Below are 22,882 nucleotides of genomic sequence, written 5' to 3' on the forward strand. Positions count from 1 at the left end.
ATGCCCTGATCATCGCCTCGGAGCGCTATCTCGACCCCGCCCTCTCCGAGCTGCCCGGCACCACGAGGGATGCCGGGGACCTGCGCCAGGTCCTCGGCGACCCGCACGTCGGCGACTTCGACGTCATCGTGCTGCAGGACCCGGACGTCCTCACCGCGGGCCGGCAGATCAAGCGGTTCTTCTCCCGCGCCGAGCCGGACGACATCCTGCTGCTGTACATCGCCGGGCACGGCCTGCGCAACGACGAAGGGAACCTGTACTTCGCGGTCGGCGACACCGTGCCCGACCTGCTCTGGGTGACGGCGCTCGCGGCCAAGGACATCACCCACGAGATGGAGACCAGCCCGGCCCGGCGCATCGTGGTGCTCCTCGACTGCTGCTACGCGGGCGCCTTCGCCGACCGCCAGGACCTCGACCACGCCGGGCCGCCCCCGGCGCCGGCCGCGCCGCCGGTCGGCACCCCCGGACCGGAGGGGGCCGGCCTGCCGCCGGCCGACGATGCGCACGTACGCGGCCAGGTGGTCATCGCCGCCGCCACCTCCATCCAACAGGCGATCGAGGGGCGTACCGGCGGGCTCTTCACCCGGTGCGTGGTGCACGGGCTGCGGACCGGGGAGGCGGACCTCAACCATGACGGCGACGTCGACGCCCACGAACTGCATCTCTACGTCGACGCGCGGATGCGGCGGCTCGGTGCGGGCGTCGAGCAGCATCCGTCGTACTCGGTGCACCGGCTGCAAGGCATGCTGCGGATCGCCCACCGGGCCGGTGCCCCTCCGCCGCCACCGTCTCCCCCGCCCGCGCCGCCGTCGCCTCCGCCGACCGCGCGCGAGGCCCGTCCGCTCAGCCGCTGGGCGCGTACCGCTCTGCTGATCGCCGTGCTGCTGCTGGCCGGGTGCGCCGTCCAGGCGGACAGCCAGGTCGCCGGGGACGGCTGCCCGGTGCCCACCCACCTGCGCGTCGCCGCGGCGCCCGCGGGGCTGGGCGCGTACCGGGACCTGGCCACGGCGTTCGAGGACTGGGTGGCCGCGCAGCGCCACGGCTGCCGCTCCGCCGACCTGTACGTCTACCCCGTCAGCGCCCAGGAGATGGCCGACGGGCTACGGCGCGGCTGGGGGCAGGAGGCGGACGGGCGCTCGTACCTGCGCGACGTCGGCCCGCACCCGGACGTGTGGCTGCCCGCCGCCGCGACCGACCTGCCCCCGCTGAGCCGGCCGGCCTCGGACGTCGTCTCCGGCGCCGAGGAGGTGGCGCGGACGCCGATCGTGCTCGGCGTACCGCAGCGGGCCGGCCTGGACGAGGACATCCGGCGGGCCGCAAGGACCTGGGCGGAGCTGTTCGCCCTCGCCGAGCCCCGGGTCGGCGTCGTCCGCGGCGACCCGGAGCTCTCACCGGTGGCACGGATGGCGACCGCGAAGCTGTACGCCGACGGCACCGTCGACCCGGCGACCGCCCGTAACCGCTACGAGCAGCACCTCGAACAGTCCCTCGACGCGGGCGGCTACCCCGTGGGCGACGAGGCCGCACTGCTCTGCCGGCAGGCGGTGCGGCGCGACGGCGCCGCGGTCGTGCTCACCGAGCAGCAGCTGGTGCGCTTCAACGGCGGCGACCCGTCCGGGGGCTCCTGCCCGGCGGCCCCGGTGCCGCAGGGTGGCGAGCGGCTGCGCGCGTTCTACCCGTCCGACACGCCTGCCGTGCGGCAGCTCGTGGTGACCTTCGACTGGCCGCGCGAGGTGCAGGCCGGGACCACCGAGGCGTACGCGCGATGGTTCGCCCGGTGGCTGCACACCGGCCCGGGGCGGGCGGCGCTGGTGCGGGTGGGGCTGCGGCCGTGGGCGTACGACGCCGGGCCGCCGCTCAGCGCCGATCGCGGGGCGCTGACCGACTGGCCGTTCGCGCGGGTGGTGCAGCCCGAACCGGACGCCTTCGTCCGCCGCGACGTGAACGCGATCTACGCGCGGGCCCGCCGTCCTGGGCACTTCCTGGTGGCCCTGGACTCGTCCGGGTCGATGAACACGGTGACCGCCGATCCGACGCGTACCCGGTGGGAGGTCGCCGTCGGCGCGGTGGAGCAGGCCGTCACCCGCCTCGGCGGCCGGGACCGGTTCGGGTTGCTCACGTTCGCCGACACCGGCGACGGCCGCCTCACGCGCCGGCTCCTGCGGCCGGCCGCGCCGGGTGCCGACCCGGTGGGGGCGGTCCGTCGCGCCACGGCTGGCATCCGGCCCGGCGGGAACACCCCGCTCTACGAGGCGGTCCGGCGCGGGGCCGAAGCCCTGCGGCGGGAACCCGGCACCGGCGACCCGCGGCGCACCCTCGTCGTGCTCACCGACGGCAAGAACACCGGCGCCCACCCGCGCCCCACCCCCGCCCAGACCGCGGGGGTCCGCGTCGTCGTCATCGCGGTAGGGGACGTGACCTGCGCCGACGCGGACCTGAGGCGGCTCACCGGCGACACCGGCGGAAGCTGCTTCGAGGCCGGCCTGGGCTCGCTCGAACCGGTGCTCACCCGGGTGTTCCGGACGATCTGGGGATAGGAGAACCCGTGCGGGTACGCGGCAAACCCTGGTGGATCTTCGTCGCCGGAAACGTGACCGGTGCCGCCCTCGTGGCGTCGCTGTTCCTGATCGGACCGCTGGCCGCGCCGCCCGAGCTGGAACCCGGTGAACTGGTCGTCCTGAGTGGCCAGGACGACAGCACCGGGGGGCAGCGGCAGCAGCTGATCAACCTGTGGAACGACAGTCACCCGCGGAACCCCGCGAAGATCGTCACGGTGCCGCAGGCCGCCGACGGCCAGTGGGTCGAGATGGCCAACCGTGCGGAGGACGCCGACACCGACATCTTCAACCTGGACGTGGCGTGGACGGCGTACTTCGCGGACCCGCCGTCGGGACGCCGGCTGATCCGGCCGATCGACGAGTCGTTGCTGGCCGGCAAGCCGGAGCGGGCGTTCATGGCGAAACCGCTGGAGACCTGCCGGTACGACGGCAAGCTGTGGGCCCTGCCGTTCAACACGGACGCCGGGCTGCTGTACTACCGCACGGATCAGGGTCTGAAGCCGCCCTTCGACTGGGCCGCCATCGAGAAGGCCGCCGGCCGCAAGGGGTTCGAGGCGGCGTACACGACCCAGCTCGCCGGCTACGAGGGCCTGACCGTCAACGTGCTCGAGGCGGTCTGGGCGGCCGGGGGCCGGCTCGAGGTCGCGCCCGACGGACGGGTCACCCTCGACCTCGACAAGTGGGACGAGGCGGTCCGCCGGCTCACCCCGCGGCGCACGGGACCCGCCGTCGTCCTGCCCGAGTCGACATCCTTCGACGAGACCGGCAGCCGCGGCGCCTTCCAGGACGGGCGGGTGGCCTTCATGCGCAACTGGCCGGTCGCTTACCGGGCCATGACCGCGGGTGACCAGCCCCAGGCGGCACCGGGGCTCGTGCGCTTCGACGTCGCCCGCCTGCCCGGGCCCAGCGTGCTGGGCGGGCAGAACCTCGCCATCTCCGAGCGGACCCGCAGGCCCCGGGCGGCGCAGGCGCTGATCGAGTTCCTGACCAGCGAGCGCGCCCAGCGCAGCCTCTTCGACCCGGGCGGGTTCGCCGCGACCCGGGCCGCCGTCTACGAGGACGAACTGATCAAGCAGAAGTATCCGTACGCCCCGCTGCTGCGTGAGGCGGTCGACACGGCCCGGCTGCGCCCGGTCTCGCCGAACTACGTGACCTTCAGCAAGCTGCTGTACCAGCTGGTGTCCGAGGTCCTCAGCGGACGGCAGCAGCAGCTGCCGCGCGACCTCGCCGACCGCCTGACGCGGGCCCTGCGGGGCAAGTAGCTCCCGCAGGGCCCGCGTGGCGCTCGCTCAGTGTTCGTGCAGCAACTCGTGGGTCCGCTTGATCGTCTCCCACGACTTCGGCTCCACCGGTCTCCTGGCCGCGAACGAGCTCGCCAGGACCGGTTTCGACGGGGTGTACAGCCACGTCTGGAACAGGTCGTCGAGCTGCAGCCCGGAGATCTTCTCCGACAACGCGATGAACTGCTCGATGGTGGCGTTGCCGTACCGGTGCTCGGCCACCCAGGTGCGCAGGATCTCGAAGAAGTGGTCGTCGCCGACCGTCTTGCGCAGCTGGTGCAGGGTCATCGCGCCGCGGTCGTAGACGGCGCCGTCGAACAGCCGGGGGGCGGTCGGGTCGCCCGGCTCCACCGTCCAGAAGTCGGCGGGCTCCGTCGCGTACAGGTAGTCGAAGATCTCCTGGGCGGTGCCTTCGCCCTGCTCCTCGGACCACAGCCACTCGACGTAGCTGGCGAAGCCTTCGTTCAGCCAGATGTTCTTCCACTGCGCGACCGACACCGCGTCACCGAAGTACTGGTGGGCGTTCTCGTGCACGATCACCGAGGTGTTGGCACCGGCCCGGAAGAACTTCGCCGAGTAGTTCGGCCGCGTCTGGTTCTCCAGCGCGAACCCGAGCGTGCTCGGCGGCGCCACGACCCCGCCGCGGGCGGTGAAGGGCCACGGCCCGAACAGGCTCTCCTCCCACTCGGTGATCTCGGCCGTCCGCTCCACGCTGGCCCGCGCCGCCGCGTCGAAGTCCTCCGGCAGCAGCTGCGAGTACGCGTTGATCACCGGCTCGCCGGCGGGGGTGACGTCCCGCGTGATGTCGTACTGCCCGATCGTGATGAATGCCAGATACGTGGCCTGCGGCTTGGCGGAGCGCCAGTACCACCGGGTCCAGCCCGAGATCTCCGGCGTGGGATCACGCGGCTGCACGCCGTTGCTGATGACCTCGACACCGTCCGGCACGGCGACCGAGACGTCGAAGGTGGCCTTGTCGGAGGGGTGGTCATTGCTCGGGAACCACCACCACGCCTCCTCCGGCTCCCCGACGGCCATGGCGCCGTCCGGCGTACGGATCCAGGCGGTGAAGCCGGCCGCGACCTTGTTGGACGGTACGCCCGAGTACTGCACGACGACGGTCATGGCCTGCCCGTCGGCGACCGGCCGGGCCGGTGTCACCACGAGCTCGTGATCACCCTGCCGCGCGAAGGTGGCGGGGCGGTTGTTCACCTTGACCGAGGCCACGTCCAGGATGAAGTCGAGGTTGAAGGAGCTGAGGTCCTGCTCGGCACGGGCCAGGATCGTGGTGGTGCCGGTCAGCCTGTCCTCGTCCGGGTAGTAGCGCAGCCGGATGTCGTAGTGGGAGACGTCGTAACCACTGTTGCCGTAGTCGGGGAAATACTCGTCCCCCAGGCCGGCACCACCGGGTGCGGGCGCGGCTGCGGCGGGGGCGGCGGTCCCGGCGAGGGTCAACACGGTGGCGAGGGTCGCCACCAGGAGTCGTCGCACGGTCGGGCTTCCTTCCGTCGGCGGACCGGATCACGGTCCGACGTGGATCGGTCACCCAGAACCTATCGAAGTTCGCCGATCCGGGCGACGCCCGCGTACATGGCGGTCTCGGCCGGGGCCGGGCGCGGCGCGGGCTCGTCCTCCGCCCGCCACTCCGCCACCGGCGCCAGCCCCGGCGGGATCAGCTCGAGCCCGTCGAAGAACCGGGCGATCTCGTCCCGGGTCCGCAGCCGCCCCTGCCCGTGCCGCCCCGACGAGATGTCGGCGATCAGTTCCGGCGGCAGGTAGTCGCTGGTCGCGTGGGAGACGACCAGGTAGCTGCCCGGTGGCAGGGCGCCGACCAGGCGGCGCACGATCGCGTACGGGTCGTCGCCCTCCGGGACGAAGTGGAGGATGGCGAGCAGCATCAGGGCCACGGGCTGGGAGAGATCGAGGGTACGGCGCAGCTCCGGCGCCTCGAGGATCTTCTCCGGCTCCCGCAGATCCGCGTCGACGTACGCGGTAGCACCGGCGGCGGAGCTGGTGAGCAACGCCCGGGCGTGCACCAGGACGAGCGGGTCGTTGTCGACGTAGACGATCCGCGAGGCGGGCGCGAGCGCCTGGGCCACCTCGTGGGTGTTGTTCGCCGTCGGGAGTCCGGTGCCGATGTCGAGGAACTGGCGTATCCCGGCCTGACCGGCGAGGAAGCTCACCGCCCGGCGCAGGAACCGCCGGTTCTCGACCACGGCGGTCCGGATGGCCGGAAACTGCGTGGCGATCGCATCGCCCGACTCCCGGTCGGCGGCGAAGTTGTCCTTGCCTCCGAGCCAGTAGTCGTAGCGCCGGGCGGGGTGCGCCACCGTCGTGTCGATCGCCGGCGGCGGCAGCTCCTGGGCGCCCATCCGTGAACCTCCCGGGACGTCATGATCCGTCGCACCATCGTAGGGGCGTACCGCGGCGCCGGGAAATGCCGATGTCGCCCGGACGTGGGGACAGCGATCCCCGGCGGCCGGACGACCGCCGGGTCAGGCGGTGAAGCGGCCGCCGCGGCGGCGGGTCAGGGCGAGGCCGAGGGCGCCGAGCAGCAGCATCGCCGCACCCGCGGCCGCGACGGCGCCGATGGGCAGGCCCGTGATCGGCAGGCCGCCCTCGGTGCCGGCGCCGCCGGCCGCGCCCGCAGCAGGCGCTGTCGTGGTCGCCGAGGTGCCGGGGGTCGCCGTCGGCTCGGCGGGCGCCGGGGTGCTGGGCGACGGGTTGCCGCCGGGGGCCGGGAGGACGTGGACACGCCCGAAGGCGAGATTGTTCGCGCCGTTCGAGTCCGTGGTGCGGGTGCGCCGCGCCGCCGCCCGGGGCACCAGCTTCAGGTCGTCCGAGGTGCCCTTGATCAGGCGCGGGAAGATGGCGGTCTCGTCGAAGTCGTCGCCGGTGAAGAGCATCACGGAGAAGCCGCTGTCCCTCGACGGGTCGGCGTCGCCGCGGACCGCGAGCGGGGCCGCGGAGAGCACGTACGTCGCGCCCGGTGCCAGCTCGCCGGCGAAGCGGCAGTAGAGCTCCTGGTCGTCGCCCCGCTCGTGGCCGCAGTTGGTGAAGGTGTCGCGCGACGTGAGGCCGCCGTACCCGACCAGGCGAAACGCAGCCCCGGAGACCGGCTTGGTGCCGGTGTTGGTCACCAGGATCGGCGGGTCGACCGCGTCGCCCGGGTGGCCCTCGGTCCTCGCGTCCCCGACGGTGACGGCGAGGTCCACGTCCTGGGCCACGGTGATGGTGGGGGTGGCGACCAGCGGTTCGATGCCGTCGCCGGTGACGGTCATGGTCAGCTTGCCGCTGCGGCCGATCTCGGCGCCCGGCCTGGCCTCGACGACCATGTTCGGCAGGCCGAGGGTCCAGTTCGACCGGGTGCCCAGGTCACACGTCAGGACGGTGCCGTCCTGGGTGCAGTACGGCGCCGGGTGCGGTTCGCCGTCGGCACCGAAGTTCGCGATCCACGCCGTCGCGAACTCGGCGACCGCGGTGGTGTCGATGACGAGCTTCGTGTGGTCGAGCCGCCAATCCGACCAGTCCGTGGCGTGCAGGGACGGGTGGAACCACTTGCCGGCCTCCGACACTCCCCCGTCGTTGACCGAGAAGGTCAACGACGGCGGCGCGGCCTGGGCCGCGCCGGGTGTGACGAGCGCTACGGCGGCTACCGCCACAGCGGTCAGCGCGGCGCGGATCAGGCGGATGTTCATCGACAGCTCCCCGTGTGGACGACCGCCGGAGCCTACCGACCTTGATCAATCCGTGGGGGACCACCCCGGCCGGCGGTCGCGCCACGGCCCGGGGGGCCGCTGCGGTCGCGGGGTACGGCGGGGAGCCTGGTGTGTCCGTACTTGTCAAGGGGTGCACCCGGGCCGAGCCGACCCGGGTGCGCTCCTTCAGGCGGCGCGGGACCGCAGCATGCCGTGCGGGTCCAGGACGTACTTGCGGGCGGCGCCCTGGTCGAACTCCTGATAGCCCTGCGGGGCCTCGTCCAGCGGGATCGGCGTGGCGTTGACGTTCTTCGCGATCTGCACCCGGTCGTGCAGGATCGCCATCATCAGCTCCCGGTTGTACTTCATCACCGGGCACTGGCCGGTGACGAACGAGTGCGACTTGGCCCAGCCGAGGCCGAGCCGCAGCGACAGCGAGCCGACCTTCGCGGCCTCGTCGACGCCGCCGGGGTCGCCCGTGACGTAGAGGCCGGGGATGCCGATCGCGCCGCCGGCCCGGGTCATGTCCATCAGCGAGTTGAGGACCGTCGCCGGCATCTCGGTGGCCGCGTCGGCGCCGTGCCCGCGGGCCTCGAAGCCGACCGCGTCGACCGCCGCGTCCACCAGCGGCTGGCCGATCGCCGGGGCGTCCTTGCCGAGGATCTGCTGCACCTGCTCGGCGGGTTCGCCGTCGCCCACGTTCACGGTCTCGCAGCCGAAGCTGCGGGCCTGGTCCAGCCGTTCCTTGTTCAGGTCACCGACGATCACCACCGCGGCGCCGAGCAGGAACGCCGACGTGGCGGCGGCGAGCCCGACGGGTCCGGCGCCGGCGATGTACACCGTGGAGCCGGTGGTGACACCCGCGCTGACGCAGCCGTGGTAGCCGGTCGGGAAGATGTCGGTCAGCATGGCCAGGTCGAGGATCTTCTCCATGGCCTGGTCGCGGTCGGGGAACGGCAGCAGGTTCCAGTCGGCGTACGGCACCATCACGTACTCCGCCTGGCCGCCGACCCAGCCGCCCATGTCGACGTACCCGTACGCCGAGCCCGGCCGGTCCGGGTTGACGTTGAGGCACACGCCGGTCTTGCGCTCCTTGCAGTTGCGGCACCGCCCGCAGGAGATGTTGAACGGCACCGAGCAGATGTCGCCGACCTTGATGAACTCGACGTCACGGCCGATGTCGACCACCTCGCCGGTGATCTCGTGACCGAGCACGAGCCCCTCCGGCGCCGTGGTGCGCCCGCGGACCATGTGCTGGTCGCTCCCGCAGATGTTGGTGGCGACCGTCTTGAGGATCGCGCCGTGCGGCGTCTTGCGCCCCACGTTGGCCTTGTTGACGCCGGGACCGTCCTTCATCTCGTACGTGGGGTAGTCGGTGTCGCGGATCTCGACCCTGCCAGGGCCCTGGTAGACGACCGCTCTGTTGCCTGCCATCGGCTTCGCTCCCTTCCTGGCTCCTACCGCCATCCTGCTCGCGTCGGCCGGGGAGAGAAGCCCGCAATAGTTTCGATGCCTGTCGATAAAGGCATAACGCCGCGTGTCGTCACGCGTACGGATCGGTGATCTCCCGCAGGCTGGTCAGGGCGCTGCGGAGCTGAGCCGTCGCGCGCTTGCCGAGGTGCCGGGTCCACTCCGCCTCGACCCGGGCCTCCGCCTCACGGGCCACGACCACCACCGCTTCGCCGCGCGGCGCCATGCGCACCAGCCGCGCCCGGGCGTCCGACGGGTCCGGGGTGCGGGTGACGTAGCCGGCGCGCTCGAGCTGGTCGACCAGGAAACCCGCGGTCTGCTTGGTGACCTGCGCCTGCTCGGCCAGGTCGGTGAGCCGGGTGCCGTCCGGCCCGATCCGGGCCGCCAGCCGGCCCTGCGCGACGGTGAGGTCGTCGAACCCCGCCTCGGCAACCGCCTTCATCACTTCGACTTCCATCGCCCGGTACGCGATGAAGCACAACAACCCCAGATTCACTTGATTCAGTCAGCCTCTCGTACCAATATAGTCAGAGGATCGTACCAAATTAGGGAGGCGTCATGGACCTTGACGCGGTGTGGAAGACGATCGACGACGAACGGCTGAGCCTGGCGGACCTCCTGGACGACCTCTCCCCCACCGAGTGGGAGACGCCCTCGCTCTGCACCGGCTGGCGGGTGCGCGACGTGGCGGCACATCTCACCCTCTCCCACACCGGCGTCCTTGCCGGCACCACGGCGTTCGTGCGGGCGCGGGGCAGCTTCAACCGGATGATCCGGGACTCGGCGCTGCGGCAGGCCCGGTTGCCGACGAGCAGCTATGCACCGATGCTGCGGGCGATGGCGGGCTCGCGGCGCAAGGCACCCATGATCTCCCACCTGGAACCGCTGATCGACGTGCTCGTGCACGGTCAGGACATCGCGATCCCCCTGCATCGGGAACGCGAGATGCCCCCGGCCGCCGCCGCGGCCGCCGCGGACCGGGTCTGGCCCGACCTGTATCCCTTCCGGGCGGGGCGGCGGTTGCGGGGCGTGCAGCTTCGCGCGACCGACCATGCCTGGTCGGCGGGTGAGGGCGCGCTGGTGGAGGGACCGATCTCGGCGCTGTTGCTGCTGCTGACCGGGCGGCGGGAAGCGGCGGTGAGCCGGCTTCGCGGGCCGGGCGTCGCCCTGCTGGCCTGATCCACGGCCGTCCGCGGCTCAACCCGCCGGGGACGGAGCGCCCGGCCGGCCGGCGCCCGGCACGCCGTGGGAAGGCGAGAACCGCCGAGCCAGTCCGTCAGCCGGGCCGCCTCCGCCGTGAGGGCGTGACCCACGCCGGCCCTTCCACCCCATCACGGTCGGGTCGAGCACCGGCAGCAGGGCCGGCCACGGACCGGGACCGGCCTCCTCCGCGAGATCGTCCGGCAGCACCCGGGCGACCGCGCCCCGGTCGAGAGTGACGCACGGGGCCGGAACGTCACCGAGCCGATCCCGCATCAGAGTCCATCGTGGTCGGGGACGTGAGCCAGTCCGAGGAGTTGGTGCCGCGCACGATGTCGGCGGTGGCACCGAGGTGGGTGGGCGCCCGGGGCGCCGAGGTGGGTGGGCGCCCGGGGCGCCGACGCGCCGTGCGGCCCAGGGGTGCACCGGCCAGGACGGCGAGCACCTCCGACCGGGCGCGGTGGAGCCGGTCGTGCCCGTCGGCGGCGAGGCCGGCCCTGACGACGTCCTCGGCGATCCGCGCGCGCGGCCACCGGTGAGGAGCTGCGGTGCGTGGGCGCGAGCGCCGTTCGTCGTCGGAACACGTGGCGGGCCGGCGGCGCCGCGGGGCGGCCGGTCATCGCGGCCGGCGGATGTCGGCGTGGCCGAGGCGCAACGCGTCGACGGCGCCGTCGGACCCCGGCGGCCGTACCCGGTCGAGCTCCTGCCACACCCGCTCCAGCGCCTCCTCCAGCACACCGTGCTGGCGCTGGAACTCCGCCCGCAAGGTCTCGATGCGCCGCACCCAGCCCGCCGCCGCCTCGGACGCGGCCGCACCGGAGGCGCCGGCTTCCGAGGGGGCAGCGTCCGAGGAACGGGCGGCCGGGACGATGGCGGCCAGCGGCCGGCCGCCGTCCAGGACCAGCGTGCTCTGCCCGGTCAGGCTCGCCAGCCGGGCCAGCTGCACGAAGCGCGTGCGCGCCTCGGCCAGCGACAACTCCAGACGCGGACGCGGAATCCGACCTGCGGGCTCAGCCATGCTCCGATGATGGCCGCCGGGTACGACAATTTCCGGCGGCCCCACCGGTCTCACGCCGCGAAGTAGTCCCGCAGCAACGCGATCGCGCCGTCGCGAATCCGGAAGATCTGCACGAGCGAGACCGTGGCCGGATCTCCGTCCGCGGCGGCGAAAGCCGTGTCGGTCTCGGCGATGAAGACGTCGGGATCCGCCGTCTCGTGCAGCACATAGCGGGACCGGGCGACGTCCACCGCCCCCTGGAACGCGGGATAGGTGTGGAAGGCGCCGACGCCCGCACGGATCGCCTCGCGGCCTTCGAGCCGGCGGGGCAGCGGATGGCCGTCGGGGACGAGCGGTGCTTCGAAGATGCCGTCGGGCGTGAACATCGCCGCCACGGCGTCCGGGTCCCGGCTGATCGCGCCGGCGTAGACGTACCGTTCGAAGATTTCCTGATGTGTTCTGCTCACTCTCCAGCCTAACGCGAAAGCCTGACGCGACTCGGATAGCGTGCCCTCCATGACGTTCTCGATCGTGGCGCGCTCGGCGGACGGCCGCGCCCTGGGTGTCGCCGTGGCCAGCAAGTTCCTCGGGGCCGGCGCCGCGGTGCCGGCGGCTCTCGCCGATGTGGGCGCGGTCGCGACGCAGTCTTACGCCAACCTCGCCTACCGTCCGCAGGCGCTCGCGTTGCTCGGCACCGGGGTCACCGCCGCCGGGACCGTCGGCGCGCTCGTCGCGGCCGACGCCGGCCCGGTGGACCACCGTCAGGTCGGCGTCGTGGGCACGACCGGCGAGGGCGCGACCTTCACGGGTACGGCCTGCCACGACTGGGCGGGCGGCACGGCCGGCGACGGCTTCGCGATCCAGGGCAACATGCTGGCCGGCCCGCAGGTGGTCGACGAGATGCGGGCGGCGTGGCTGGCGAGCGCGGCTCAGGAGCGGCTGGCGTACCGGCTGCTGGCCGCTCTGCGCGCCGGGGACGAGGCGGGCGGCGACCGGCGGGGGCGGCAGAGCGCGGCACTGCTGGTGGTGGCCAAGGGCATGGGCTATGGCGGGACCAGCGACGTCGTGGTGGATCTGCGCGTCGACGACCATGCCGCACCGGTGACGGAGCTGGCCCGGCTGCTGGAGATGCACACCCTCTACTTCGAACGCCCGGATCCGGCGACCCTGCTCGACCTCGACGGTCCGGTCGGCGCCGAGGTCCGGGAACGGCTGGCCGCGGCCGGGCATCCGGCGGGGCCGTCGCTCGCCGAGCTGGACGAGGCGCTGGCCTCCTGGGCGGGCATCGAGAACCTGGAGGAACGCATCGTCCCCGGTCGCATCGATCCCCTGGTGCTGGATCAGCTGCGCCGATAAAGAGATCAGCTGCGCAGGAAGGCGAGCACGGCGCGGACCCGGCGGTGGTCGTCGGCGTCGGGTGGCAGGTCGAGCTTGGCGAACAGGCTGCCGATGTGCTTGGCGACCGCCGCCTCGCTGACCACCAGGGTGCGCGCGATCGCCGTGTTGGACCGGCCCTCGGCCATCAGGGCGAGCACCTCCCGTTCCCGCGGCGTCAGGCGCTGCAACGGATCCCGGCGGCGGCCGAGCAGCTGGCGGACCACCTCCGGATCGACGACGGTACGCCCGCCGGCCACCTGCTCCAGCGCGTCCACGAACTCGGCCACCTCGCCGATGCGGTCCTTGAGCAGGTAGCCGACCCCCGCCGAGCGGCCCGAGTCGAGCAGCTCCGCGGCGTACGTCTGCTCCACGTACTGGCTCAGCACCAGCACCGGCAGCTCGGGGTCGGCGGCGCGCAGGGCAATCGCGGCCTGCAGCCCCTCGTCGCCGAAGCCGGGAGGCATGCGGACGTCGGTGACGACCACGTCGGGCCGGTGCGCGGCGACGGCGGCGTGCAGCGCGGGAGCGTCGGCGACAGCGGCGACCACGTCGTGGCCGAAGCGGCGGAGCATCCCGGCGATACCCTCGCGGACGATGAGGCCGTCCTCGGCGATCACGACTCGCACGGGATCTCCACGTGGACGAGGGTGGGCCCGCCGGGCGGGCTGGACATCGCGACGCTGCCGCCGACCGCCGCGACCCGGTCCGCCAGGCCGACCAGCCCGGTCCCCCGCTCCGGGTCGGCGCCGCCGCGCCCGTCGTCCCGGACGTCGAGGCGCAGCCGGCCGTCGTCCAACCCGGCAGTGACCAGCGCGCGGGTGGCCCGGCTGTGCTTGGCCACGTTGGCCAGCGCCTCCACGACGACGAAGTACGCCGCCACCTCGACCGCCTCCGGGAGCCGGCCGGTGAGCCGCAGGTCGAGGTCGACCGGGACCGGCGCGTGCCCGGCCGCCTCGCCGACGGCCGCGACCAGGCCGCGGTCGGTGAGGACCTTGGGGTGCACGCCGCGGATGAGCTCGCGCAGCTCGGCGAGCGCCTGCTTGGCGAGGTCCTGGGCGGCGGTCAGGGAGCTCTCCGCCGGCGAGCCCGGCGCCACCTCCAGGCGGGCCAGGCCCAGCTGCATGCTGAGGGCGACCAGGCGCTGCTGGGCGCCGTCGTGCAGGTCGCGCTCGATGCGGCGGCGTTCCACCTCGAAGGCGTCGACGAGCCGGGCGCGGGAACGGGTCAGCTCCACCAGCTCGGCGTTGGTGTCGTGGCTGCGCGGGGCGAGAATCGCGCGGGCCATCGCCGCGCGCGCACCGGCCCACGCCGTCACCGGATAGGCGGCGATGACGAACGCCAGCGGCGCGAAGAGCATCAGCGGCACGGTCCGCGACAGCGGCTGGTCGTGGATGTAGACGGGGGCGAAGAGGAGGGCCCCGGGGACGTACAGCGTGGCGAAGACGACGGCCGCGTCCATCCAGCAGAGCACCAGCGCGGACACCATCGTGTAGCCGAGCTCGCGCCACGTGGCCTGCTCCCGCAGCCGGCAGAGCAGCCAGGCGCGCAGGCCGGGCCGCGGTGGCCGCCGGTGCGGGTCGGGCAGGGCGTCGCGGTCGACGATCCGCATCCGCCACCGCTCGAGGCGGCCGACGGCCACCCCGGACAGCAGGGTGGCCAGGTATCCGGCGACGCCGATCACGACGACGGTGAGCACCAGCCCGGCGCCGAGCAGGCCGAGCACCACGAAGACCGTGGCGAAGCCGATCAGCGCGCCGCCGGTCAGGTACGCCAGCGAACGCCACGGCCAGGAGGAGACCAGGAACCGGGTCGGGCGCATGGTGAGCGCGTCCAGCGCATTGCGGGGCGGCATGGGCACTGACGCTACCGGCGGCGCGCACGGGAGAAAGTAGTGCTGGGACTACCCCGGGCTCAATCGCGACCGGAACGGGGGTTCACCCGCGCCCTCCGGCGTGCTGGGATCGAACCGTCGTCACCGCGTTTCATCGAGGAGTCTCACGCATGCTCAACCTCTCCGTGTTCCTGGAGGACAGCGCCCGGCACTACCCGGAGCGCGCGGCGGTCGTCCTGGGTGACCAGCGGTTGTCGTACGCGCAGGTGAACGCGGCCGCGAACCAGGTCGCCAACCTGCTCGTCCAGCGGGGGATCCAGCCGGGCGACAAGGTCGCGCTGTCCTGCCCGAACCTGCCCTACTTCCCGGTCGTGTACTACGGCATCCTCAAGGCGGGCGCGGTCGTCGTGCCGCTGAACGTGCTGCTCAAGGGCCGGGAGGTCGCCTACCACCTGGCCGACTCGCAGGCGAAGGCGTACTTCTGCTTCCAGGGCACGCCGGAGCTGCCGATGGGCGCCGAGGGGCACGCGGGATTCGGCCAGGCCGACGGCTGCGAACACTTCTTCCTCATCACCGCCGACCCCGCCGCGCCCTCACCGATCGAGGGCGCGGAGACGCTCGGGCAGGCCCTCGCCGGGCAGTCGCCGGTCTTCGAGACCGTGCTCGCCGCCGAGACCGACCCCGCCGTCATCCTCTACACCAGCGGCACGACGGGCCAGGCCAAGGGCGCCGAGCTGAGCCACTCCAACCTGGTGCTCAACGCGCTGACCTGCAACCGGCTGTTCCGGACCCAGCCGGGCGTCGACACCCATCTGCTCGTGCTGCCGCTGTTCCACTCCTTCGGCTCGACGGTCAACATGAACGCCGGCTTCGCCTCGGCCGCGACGCTGGTGCTGATGCCGCGCTTCGAGGCCGCCGGGGCGGTGAAGCTGCTCGAGACCGAGGACGTCACCTTCTTCGCGGGCGTCCCGACGATGTACTGGGGACTGCTCAACGCCCTCTCCGACGGGGTCGACGTGGACCGGATCGCCCGGAACATGCGGGTCGCCGTGAGCGGCGGCTCCAGCCTCCCGGTGGAGATCATCAAGGAGGTCAAGGCCCGGCTGGGGGTCCAGCTCCTCGAGGGGTACGGCCTGAGCGAGACCTCGCCGGTGGCCACGTTCAGCGATCCGGACAGCGAGCCGCGGCCGGGTTCCATCGGCATCCCGATCTGGGGTGTCGAGGTGAAGCTCATCGACGAGTCGTGGAACACCGTCGAGGGCGCGGACGAGATCGGTGAGATCGCCATCCGCGGCCACAACATCATGCGCGGCTACTACAACCGTCCCGAGGCCACGGCCGAGGTGATGAACAACGGCTGGTTCCGCACCGGCGACCTCGCCCGCCGCGACGAGGACGGCTTCTACTACATCGTCGACCGCGCCAAGGACATGATCATCCGGGGCGGCTTCAACGTGTACCCGCGCGAGATCGAAGAGGTCCTCATGACGCACGAGGCCGTCTCGCTCGCCGCCGTGATCGGGGTTCCCCATCCCAGCCACGGCGAGGAGATCAAGGCGTACGTGATCCGCACGGAGGGCGCCACGATCACCGAGGAGGAGCTGGTCGCCTGGGCCAAGGAGCAGATGGCGGGCTACAAGTACCCGCGGATCGTCGCCTTCGTGGACTCGCTGCCGATGACCGCGACCGGGAAGCTGCTCAAGCGCGCCCTGTCCTGACGGTCCACCGGACGCGCCCGCGGGGAGGACCTCGCGGGCGCGTACCGCTGCGTAGACTCTGCCGGTCGCGGGCCCATGAAGATCGTTGCACGGGTGCGGCACAGTGGCGGATGGGAGCGTTCCACCACGTACGGGATCGACGGAGGAAGCTTGAGCACAGCCCAGCTCGACCGGGCCATGACGGCGCCGAGGACCCCGGCCCCCGCGCCGGGCGGGGTGCTGCAGCGTCTGGGGCGCCTGCGCCGCACGTCTCCGGGGCGCCTGCAACTGATCCTCGCCCTGTTGCTGACGCTCGGCCTGCTGACCGGCCTGGTCGCGGGGATCACCGCCGCCTCCGCCCGCTCGGGCACCGACGACCTCGGCGAGCGGGCGCAGCCGCTGCTCGTGGAGGCGGAGACGATCTATTCGGCGCTCGCGGACGCGGACACCACCGCCGCCCAGGCCTTCCTCGCCGGCGGCCTCGAACCGGCCGACCTGACCCGCCGCTACGAGGCGGACCTCGACCGGGCCACCACGGCGCTGACGGCCGCGGCCCGCCGTACGCCCGCCGACGGCCCCGCCGCCGAGGCGATCCGCACGCTCTCCGCCGACATCCCCCGGTACGCGGCGCTGGTCGCCAGCGCCCGCGCGAACAACCGCCAGGGCCTGCCGGTCGGCGCGTCGTACCTGTCCACCGCCTCGCAGCTGAGCCGCACCTCGCTGCAGCCGCAGGCGCAGGCGCTGTTCCGCAGCGCGCAGCGGGAGGTGGATGCCGGCTACTCGAACGCCCGCAGCTCCTGGTGGACGGCCCTGCTGGTGATCCTGCTGCTGGGGCTGCTCGCGGCGCTCGTGCTCGCCCAGCGCCACCTGAGCTGGACCACCAACCGTACGTTCAACATCCCGTTGCTGGCCGCCACCGGGGTGACGCTGCTGCTGATCCTGACCACCGCAGTGGTCCTCGCCGGGCAGCGCGCGCACCTCGCGAGCGCCGACTCCGACGGCTCACAACCGGTCGCCGAGCTCGCCGAGGCCCGCATCCTGGCTCTGCGCGAGCGCGGCGACGAGGCCCTGACCCTCGCGGCCCGCGCCGGCGAGGGCGAGCAGGAGAAGGACTTCGACGAGACGAGCCGGCAGCTCACCGGGCTGTTGAGCCGGATCGGCGGCGACGCGCAGGCCGGTCACCGGGACTACGTGATCGACCATGACAAGGTGCGCGAGCTGGACAACGGCGGCAATTACGACGGCGCGGTCGAGCTGGCCATCGGCGAGGCGACGACCCGGAACTTCACCACGCTCACCGACGACCTCGGCCGGGGGCTGGAGGACCGCAAGACCGTGTTCACCGACGACATCCACGGCGCCGGCCGGGGCCTGGGCCTGCTCACGGTGCTCGGCCCGCTGCTTGCGCTGGTCCTCTGCGTCCTGGCCGCCGCCGGCATCCGCGCCCGCCTCGAGGAGTACCGCTGATGCGTACCCGTGCCGCCGTCGCCGCCGTCGCCGTGCTGACCATCCTCGGCGCCACCGGTTGCTCGGACGATGCGGCGTCGCCGTCCCGGCCGGCCGCCGCTGCCTCGACCGAGGCGAGCGCGCCCGCCGGCCCCGGCACGGCTCCCGACACCTCCTGCAAGCCGCGCGCCAGCCTGCGCCCCTCCGGGCCGTTGCCGAAGCCGGGAAACATGCCGGCCGGCAGCTACATGCGCACGATCCAGGACCGCGGCCGCCTCGTCCTCGGCACCAGCCAGGACACGCTGCTGTTCAGCTCGCGCAACCCGTTCACCGGGCACATCGAGGGCTTCGACGTGGACATGGGCCGGCAGATCGCCCAGGCCATCTTCGGCGACCCCGACAAGATCCAGATCAAGGTCGTCGGGTACGACCAGCGCGTCGGCTCCGTCGACCTCCCCGACCCCGCAGCGCGCGTCGACATCGTCGCCGACACCATGACCGCCAACTGCGAGCGGTTGAAGCACGTCCGCTTCAGCACCATCTACTACGAGGCCGGGCAGAAGGTGCTCGTCTCCTCGACGTCCGGCGTCCACGGCATCGGCGACCTCGGCGGCAAGAAGGTCTGCGCGGCGAAGGGGTCGACGTCGTACGACGCCATCGCCGCGGCGACGAGCAAGCCCGTGGCCGTGACCCGCCCGAGCTTCGGCGACTGCCTGGTCGCCTTCCAGCAGAACGAGGTCGACGCCATCTCCACCGACGACACGATCCTCGTCGGGCTCGCCGCGCAGGACCCGTACGCCAGGATCGTCGGCGACCCCATGTCCGCCGAGCCGTACGGGATGGCGATGTCCCAGAAGCACCCCGAGTTCACCCGCTTCGTCAACGCCGTGCTGGCGAAGAACCGGGCGAACGGCACGTGGAAGCGCACGTACGAGCGCTGGCTCGGCGACCTCGGCCCGGCACCGAAGCCGCCCGTGGCGGAGTACCGGGACTGATGAGCGCCCCGTTCCCCGAGTTGCTGGCCCGTGCGGACGCCGAGCTCTCCCGGCTGGAGGCCGCGGCCGCGGCCGTCGCGGCCAACCTGGTCGACCTCGACGACAACAGCGCCCGCAAGGACCTCGACAAGGGCCCGCTGACCGGCGCCACGGCCGCCGCGTGGGCGGACGCCACCGCCGCGCTGACCCAGCTGTGGGACGGCTACGGCATGCTGACGGCGCTGATCACGTCGGCCCGGGCGGCGCGGGGGCAGCGGCGGTTCACCGACGCCGAGCGGTCGGCGTACATCGATCAGGTGCTCGGCCGCTCGATCACGTTGTCCACGACCACCGTGCCGCTCGCCCAGCGGGGGCTGCTCGGCGCCGGCAAGGTCAGCACCACCTGCTCCCCCGCCGAGCTGTTGTCGGCGATGGAGGCCGCGTTCCGCACGGCGGTGGACGTCGCGTCCCGGGCCGGCGACGTGTGGCAGCGGCTGATGCCGGCCGCCGCGGACGCCGCCGCCCGCATCGGGCACCTGCGGACGCTGACCCGGTCGGCGACGCTGGACGAGGCCGACCGGCGCCTCGGCGACTTCACCGCGGCGCTGGCCGCCGATCCCCTCGGCTGCGACGAGCGGGCGCTGGACACGGTCCGGGCCCTGATCGACCGGGCGGACGCCGAGCGCACGTCGGCGTCCGAGCTCCGGGAGGCGCTCGGGCAGCGGCTCGCCGACGCGCACGCCCTGGCCGACCGGCTGGCCGTCGCCGCACGGACCGCCGCGGCCGCCGAGGAGGCGGTGGCCGGGCGGTTCGACGCTGCCGCCGTCGCCTCGGTGAGCGGTCCGGACCTGCGCCCCGACCTCGCCGCGATCGACGCCCTGGCGGCCGCCGGCCAGTGGGCCCTGATCAGCCCGCGGCTGGCCGCCTGGAGCCGCGCGGCCCGCGACCGGCTCGCGGCCCTGGAGGGCGCCGCGGCGCGCAACTCCGCGATGCTGGCCGCCCGCAACGAGCTGCGGGGCCGCTTCGAGGCGTACCGGGCCAAGGCCGGCAGCCGTGGGCTCGCCGAGGACACCGCGCTGGCGCCGCTCGCCGAGCGGGCACGTGACACGCTCTACACCGCTCCGTGCGACCTCGAGGCGGCGCGCGCCGCGGTGGCGGCGTACCAGGACGGGGTCTCCGCACTGACGACCGCGAGGGAGGGCCGCTAGATGAAGTGCCGGCGCGACTGTCCGGGCACCATTCAGGACGGTTACTGCGACACCTGCGGCATGGCCCCGCTCAAGGGGGACGCTGCGGCTCCGCGGCCGCGCACCGCCACGGCTCCATCGGTACGCACGGGCGCACTGTCCACGCGCACCAGTGGCTCGGCGCGCACCGGCAGTGCCCGCACCGGAAGCCGGAGGCGGCGCTTCGGCGGCGGCCTGGTCGACGTGGCACCGCTGCCCGCGCGCGACCCGGCGACCGCGGTCATGGCCGTGGCCGAGGTGCCCGAGGAGAAGCGGTACTGCGGCAAGTGCGGCAACCCCGTGGGGCGCGCCCGCGGCGATCGTCCCGGGCGTACCTCCGGCTTCTGCCCCTCCTGCGGCGAGCCGTTCAACTTCACGCCGAAGCTGGGCAAGGGCGACCTGGTCGGCGGCCAGTACGAGGTGGTCGGCGCGCTGGCCCACGGCGGCCTCGGCTGGATCTACCTGGCCGTCGACAAGAACGTCTCGGACCGCTGGGTGGTGCTCAAGGGCCTGCTCAACTCGGGTGACGAGGACGCGCTCGCGGCGGCGGTCGCCGAGCGGCGCTTCCTCGCCGAGGTCGAGCACCCGAACATCGTCAAGATCTACAACTTCGTCGAGCACGACGGCGCCGGCTACATCGTCATGGAGTACGTCGGCGGCGAGTCGCTCAAGGGCATGCTCAAGGACCGCCTCGCCGCCAAGGGCTCCCCCGACCCGCTCCCGGTCGACCAGGCGCTGGCCTACGTGCTGGAGATCATGCCGGCCTTCGGCTACCTGCACGACCGGGGGCTGATCTTCTGCGACTTCAAGCCGGACAACGTCATCCAGACCGGCGACCAGGTGAAGCTCATCGACCTCGGCGGCGTGGTGCACGTCGACGACCACGACGCCGCTCTCTACGGCACGGTCGGCTACCAGGCGCCGGAGATGGCCCACGCCGGCCCGTCCATTCAGAGCGACCTCTACACCATCGGGCGCACCCTGGCGGTGCTGACCACCGACTTCCGCGGCTACCAGACGACGTTCAAGGACAGCCTGCCCGAGCGCGGCGAGTTCGCCGTGTACCGCGAGCACGAGTCGTTCTACCGCCTGCTGCTGCGCGCCACCCGCACGGATCCCGCCGAGCGGTTCGTCGACGCGGGCGAGATGACCGACCAGATGCTGGGCGTGCTGCGCGAGGTGCTCGCCGCGGGCGGGGAGCCGCATCCCGCCACGTCGCGGCTGTTCACCGGCGAACTGCGGACCGACGCCCGCGGCGACGACCCGAACTGGCGCTTCCTGCCCGCGCCGATGATCGACCTCACCGACCCGGCCGCCGCGTTCCTCGCCTCGGTCACGGTCACCGACCCGGCCGAGGTGCTGGCCCTGCTCGGCCGGGCGCCCGAGCACACCGTGGAGGTGCAGCTGCGGGCGCTGCGGGCGTACATCGACCTCGGGCCGGACGCGTTCGGCGAGGCGGCCAAGCTGCGCGATGCGATGACCGCGACCTTCGGCGGCGACTGGCGCATCGCCTGGTACGACGGCATGCTCGCGCTCGCATCCGGAGACTTGAGCCGCGCCCGGGACCAGTTCGACGCCGTCTTCTCGGCGCTGCCCGGGGAGCTCGCGCCCAAGCTCGCCCTGGGACTGAGCCTCGAGCTCGCCGGCGAGCACGCCGAGGCGGCCCGCTACTACGACGTGGTCAGCCGCACCGATCCGGCGTACACCACCGCCGCGGCGGGGCTGGCCCGGTGCCGGCTCGCCGCCGGGGACCGGGACGGCGCGGTGGAGGCGTACAACCGGGTGCCGGGCACGTCGGCCGCGTACCGCAGTTCGCAGGTGGGCGCGGTCCGCGCGCTGGTCCGTCCGCACCCGACGGCTCCCACGGCCGTCACCGCCCTGGCCGCCGCCGCGGCGCTGATCGAGCGCCTCGAGATGGAGGCGGCCCAGCTCGCCGCCCTCCGCGCCGAGCTGCTCGAACAGGCGCTCGCCGCCCAGCGCGGCGGGACGCCGGTCCCGGCCGCGGTGCTCGGAAAACCCGGGGACGGTCTCGCACCCGAGCGGGAGCTGCGGTTCGCGCTCGAGGGGGCGTACCGCGAGATGGCCCGCGCCGCCCACGGCGAGGAGAAGATCCGCCTCGTGGACCTTGCCAACGCCTCCCGACCGAGGACCCGCACATGACCCTGATCGAGGACTGCGCCTCGTGCGCCGACGAGCGGGCCGCCGGTGCCGCGTTCTGTGAGAACTGTGGCAAGGCGCTCGCGACCGGTGCCGAGCCCGCGGCCGGCGCCGACTGCGCGGCCTGCGGCACGGCCGGCGCGGTGGGCCCGGACGGCTACTGCGGCACCTGCGGCATCCTCGCGGCCCGGCCCCGCGACCACGCCGAGGCCGAGGCGGGTGGTGTCGCCGCCGCGGTGACCGACCGCGGGCTGCGTCACCACCGCAACGAGGATGCGATGTGGCTGGCCGCCCGCGGGTCCGATGTGGACGTCGTGGTCTGCGACGGCGTCTCCGCCTCGTTCGACCCCGACGTCGCGTCCGAGGCCGCCGCCGAGGCCGCCGGCAAGGTGCTGGCGGCCGCGACCTCCGACCTGGCCGAGCACGTGGCCGCCGCGATCACCGCGGCCGGCGAGGTGGTCGCGGAACTGGCCGGCACCGGAGATCCGCGCCGGGCCGCCTCCAACCCGGCCTGCACGATCGTCGCCGCCTGCGTCCGCGGGACCGAGATCGGGTACGGCTGGGTCGGCGACAGCCGCGCGTACTGGATCTCCGAGGACGGCGACGCCGAGCAGCTCACCGAGGACGACTCCTGGGCGACGCACGCGATCGCGCTCGGCGCCGACCCGCAGGCGGCCTGGAACGACCCCAAGGCGCACGCCATCACCGCCTGGCTGGGCGCCGATGCCGGCCCGGTGCGGCCGCGGACGGCGACACTGCGGGCGGAACGGCCGGGTCTGCTCGTGCTCTGCAGCGACGGCCTGTGGAACTACCTGACCGAACCGGCCGCGTTCGCCGGGACCGTGCGCCGCGCCGTACGCGAAGCACCCGACCTGCTGGCCGCGGCCCGGGCGCTGACCGCCTTCGCGAACGAGCAGGGCGGCGCCGACAACATCACCGTCGTCCTCGTACCGATCAACTGAGGGAGAGCC

The 22,882-nt window shown here is 73.3% G+C and carries 19 protein-coding genes; 10 read left to right on the forward strand and 9 right to left on the reverse strand.

All coding sequences use genetic code 11. The features are described from left to right. Positions 1-8 precede the first annotated feature (8 nt). Both ACIBO8_RS34915 and ACIBO8_RS34920 read left to right on the forward strand, forming a co-directional pair. The gene (locus ACIBO8_RS34915; RefSeq protein WP_396119915.1) at positions 9-2,537 is read left to right on the forward strand and encodes a caspase family protein; all 2,529 of its coding nucleotides are present in this window, start codon (positions 9-11) and stop codon (positions 2,535-2,537) included. An 8-nt stretch (positions 2,538-2,545) separates the two neighbouring features. Next, a complete protein-coding gene (locus ACIBO8_RS34920) occupies positions 2,546-3,820 on the forward strand; it encodes an extracellular solute-binding protein (RefSeq protein WP_396119762.1) in 1,275 nt (424 codons plus the stop codon). Between the two features lie 27 nt (positions 3,821-3,847). Here the strand turns inward: ACIBO8_RS34920 and ACIBO8_RS34925 are convergent, their stop codons facing one another. The 5 genes from ACIBO8_RS34925 to ACIBO8_RS34945 all read right to left on the reverse strand — a co-directional run bounded on the left by ACIBO8_RS34925 (position 3,848) and on the right by ACIBO8_RS34945 (position 9,463). After that, positions 3,848-5,329, reverse strand: a complete 1,482-nt coding sequence (locus ACIBO8_RS34925) for a M1 family metallopeptidase (RefSeq protein WP_396119764.1) — start codon at positions 5,327-5,329, stop codon at positions 3,848-3,850. A gap of 62 nt (positions 5,330-5,391) precedes the next feature. Beyond that, positions 5,392-6,210, reverse strand: coding sequence for an SAM-dependent methyltransferase (locus ACIBO8_RS34930; RefSeq protein WP_396119765.1), 819 nt, complete (start codon positions 6,208-6,210; stop codon positions 5,392-5,394). 123 nt (positions 6,211-6,333) lie between these two features. Further along, on the reverse strand, positions 6,334-7,536 hold the full coding sequence (locus ACIBO8_RS34935; RefSeq protein WP_396119766.1) for a hypothetical protein: 1,203 nt from the start codon (positions 7,534-7,536) through the stop codon (positions 6,334-6,336). A gap of 186 nt (positions 7,537-7,722) precedes the next feature. Further along, positions 7,723-8,970 carry a formaldehyde dehydrogenase, glutathione-independent gene (gene fdhA / locus ACIBO8_RS34940; protein WP_396119768.1) on the reverse strand — a complete coding sequence of 416 codons (1,248 nt, stop codon included), beginning with the start codon at positions 8,968-8,970 and terminating at the stop codon, positions 7,723-7,725. A 109-nt stretch (positions 8,971-9,079) separates the two neighbouring features. Further along, on the reverse strand, positions 9,080-9,463 hold the full coding sequence (locus ACIBO8_RS34945) for a MarR family winged helix-turn-helix transcriptional regulator (RefSeq protein WP_396119770.1): 384 nt from the start codon (positions 9,461-9,463) through the stop codon (positions 9,080-9,082). A gap of 101 nt (positions 9,464-9,564) precedes the next feature. Between ACIBO8_RS34945 and ACIBO8_RS34950 the strand changes: the two genes are divergently transcribed. Then, a complete protein-coding gene (locus ACIBO8_RS34950) occupies positions 9,565-10,185 on the forward strand; it encodes a maleylpyruvate isomerase family mycothiol-dependent enzyme (RefSeq protein WP_396119771.1) in 621 nt (206 codons plus the stop codon). 637 nt (positions 10,186-10,822) lie between these two features. On the opposite strand, the gene ACIBO8_RS34955 is transcribed toward ACIBO8_RS34950, so the two are convergent. Together ACIBO8_RS34955 and ACIBO8_RS34960 are read right to left on the reverse strand one after the other, a co-directional pair. Further along, positions 10,823-11,224 (reverse strand): hypothetical protein, encoded by a 402-nt coding sequence (locus ACIBO8_RS34955; protein ID WP_396119773.1) that lies wholly within the window; start codon positions 11,222-11,224, stop codon positions 10,823-10,825. A 50-nt stretch (positions 11,225-11,274) separates the two neighbouring features. Continuing rightward, positions 11,275-11,670 carry a nuclear transport factor 2 family protein gene (locus ACIBO8_RS34960; protein ID WP_396119774.1) on the reverse strand — a complete coding sequence of 132 codons (396 nt, stop codon included), beginning with the start codon at positions 11,668-11,670 and terminating at the stop codon, positions 11,275-11,277. Positions 11,671-11,719: 49 nt separating this feature from the next. On the opposite strand from ACIBO8_RS34960, the gene ACIBO8_RS34965 reads away from it, so the two are divergent. Then, a complete protein-coding gene (locus ACIBO8_RS34965) occupies positions 11,720-12,559 on the forward strand; it encodes a DUF1028 domain-containing protein (RefSeq protein ID WP_396119776.1) in 840 nt (279 codons plus the stop codon). A 5-nt stretch (positions 12,560-12,564) separates the two neighbouring features. On the opposite strand, the gene ACIBO8_RS34970 is transcribed toward ACIBO8_RS34965, so the two are convergent. Together ACIBO8_RS34970 and ACIBO8_RS34975 are read right to left on the reverse strand one after the other, a co-directional pair. Beyond that, positions 12,565-13,152 (reverse strand): LuxR C-terminal-related transcriptional regulator, encoded by a 588-nt coding sequence (locus ACIBO8_RS34970; protein WP_396119916.1) that lies wholly within the window; start codon positions 13,150-13,152, stop codon positions 12,565-12,567. 41 nt (positions 13,153-13,193) lie between these two features. Continuing rightward, positions 13,194-14,432, reverse strand: a complete 1,239-nt coding sequence (locus ACIBO8_RS34975; protein ID WP_396119778.1) for a sensor histidine kinase — start codon at positions 14,430-14,432, stop codon at positions 13,194-13,196. Between the two features lie 149 nt (positions 14,433-14,581). Between ACIBO8_RS34975 and ACIBO8_RS34980 the strand changes: the two genes are divergently transcribed. The 6 genes from ACIBO8_RS34980 (at position 14,582) to ACIBO8_RS35005 (ending at position 22,873) form a co-directional block, all read left to right on the forward strand. Next, entirely contained in the window at positions 14,582-16,129 is a 1,548-nt protein-coding gene (locus ACIBO8_RS34980) for a long-chain fatty acid--CoA ligase (protein ID WP_396119779.1), read from the forward strand. Positions 16,130-16,279: 150 nt separating this feature from the next. Continuing rightward, positions 16,280-17,575 carry a hypothetical protein gene (locus ACIBO8_RS34985; RefSeq protein ID WP_396119780.1) on the forward strand — a complete coding sequence of 432 codons (1,296 nt, stop codon included), beginning with the start codon at positions 16,280-16,282 and terminating at the stop codon, positions 17,573-17,575. Further along, positions 17,575-18,549, forward strand: coding sequence for a glutamate ABC transporter substrate-binding protein (locus ACIBO8_RS34990; RefSeq protein WP_396119782.1), 975 nt, complete (start codon positions 17,575-17,577; stop codon positions 18,547-18,549). The genes ACIBO8_RS34985 and ACIBO8_RS34990 overlap by 1 nt, the downstream gene beginning before the upstream one ends. Further along, on the forward strand, positions 18,549-19,736 hold the full coding sequence (locus ACIBO8_RS34995) for a hypothetical protein (protein WP_396119784.1): 1,188 nt from the start codon (positions 18,549-18,551) through the stop codon (positions 19,734-19,736). The genes ACIBO8_RS34990 and ACIBO8_RS34995 overlap by 1 nt, the downstream gene beginning before the upstream one ends. Further along, positions 19,737-21,914, forward strand: a complete 2,178-nt coding sequence (locus ACIBO8_RS35000; RefSeq protein ID WP_396119785.1) for a tetratricopeptide repeat protein — start codon at positions 19,737-19,739, stop codon at positions 21,912-21,914. After that, a complete protein-coding gene (locus tag ACIBO8_RS35005; RefSeq protein WP_396119786.1) occupies positions 21,911-22,873 on the forward strand; it encodes a PP2C family protein-serine/threonine phosphatase in 963 nt (320 codons plus the stop codon). Before ACIBO8_RS35000 ends, ACIBO8_RS35005 begins: the two co-directional genes overlap by 4 nt. The last annotated feature ends 9 nt before the right edge of the window (positions 22,874-22,882 follow it).

This window comes from Actinoplanes sp. NPDC049681 (assembly GCF_044465265.1).
In the GTDB taxonomy this organism is placed as follows: Bacteria; Actinomycetota; Actinomycetes; order Mycobacteriales; family Micromonosporaceae; genus Actinoplanes.

What these genes read in the sequence shown, in the direction of transcription:
- ACIBO8_RS34930 (WP_396119765.1), bottom strand. Translation starts at nt 6,210, where the DNA reads ATGGGCGCCCAGGAGCTGCCGCCGCCGGCGATCGACACGACGGTGGCG.
- ACIBO8_RS34935 (WP_396119766.1), bottom strand. Translation starts at nt 7,536, where the DNA reads ATGAACATCCGCCTGATCCGCGCCGCGCTGACCGCTGTGGCGGTAGCC.
- fdhA (WP_396119768.1), bottom strand. Translation starts at nt 8,970, where the DNA reads ATGGCAGGCAACAGAGCGGTCGTCTACCAGGGCCCTGGCAGGGTCGAG.
- ACIBO8_RS34945 (WP_396119770.1), bottom strand. Translation starts at nt 9,463, where the DNA reads ATGGAAGTCGAAGTGATGAAGGCGGTTGCCGAGGCGGGGTTCGACGAC.
- ACIBO8_RS34950 (WP_396119771.1), top strand. Translation starts at nt 9,565, where the DNA reads ATGGACCTTGACGCGGTGTGGAAGACGATCGACGACGAACGGCTGAGC.
- ACIBO8_RS34955 (WP_396119773.1), bottom strand. Translation starts at nt 11,224, where the DNA reads ATGGCTGAGCCCGCAGGTCGGATTCCGCGTCCGCGTCTGGAGTTGTCG.
- ACIBO8_RS34965 (WP_396119776.1), top strand. Translation starts at nt 11,720, where the DNA reads ATGACGTTCTCGATCGTGGCGCGCTCGGCGGACGGCCGCGCCCTGGGT.
- ACIBO8_RS34970 (WP_396119916.1), bottom strand. Translation starts at nt 13,152, where the DNA reads ATGCTCCGCCGCTTCGGCCACGACGTGGTCGCCGCTGTCGCCGACGCT.
- ACIBO8_RS34975 (WP_396119778.1), bottom strand. Translation starts at nt 14,432, where the DNA reads ATGCCGCCCCGCAATGCGCTGGACGCGCTCACCATGCGCCCGACCCGG.
- ACIBO8_RS34980 (WP_396119779.1), top strand. Translation starts at nt 14,582, where the DNA reads ATGCTCAACCTCTCCGTGTTCCTGGAGGACAGCGCCCGGCACTACCCG.
- ACIBO8_RS34990 (WP_396119782.1), top strand. Translation starts at nt 17,575, where the DNA reads ATGCGTACCCGTGCCGCCGTCGCCGCCGTCGCCGTGCTGACCATCCTC.
- ACIBO8_RS34995 (WP_396119784.1), top strand. Translation starts at nt 18,549, where the DNA reads ATGAGCGCCCCGTTCCCCGAGTTGCTGGCCCGTGCGGACGCCGAGCTC.
- ACIBO8_RS35000 (WP_396119785.1), top strand. Translation starts at nt 19,737, where the DNA reads ATGAAGTGCCGGCGCGACTGTCCGGGCACCATTCAGGACGGTTACTGC.
- ACIBO8_RS35005 (WP_396119786.1), top strand. Translation starts at nt 21,911, where the DNA reads ATGACCCTGATCGAGGACTGCGCCTCGTGCGCCGACGAGCGGGCCGCC.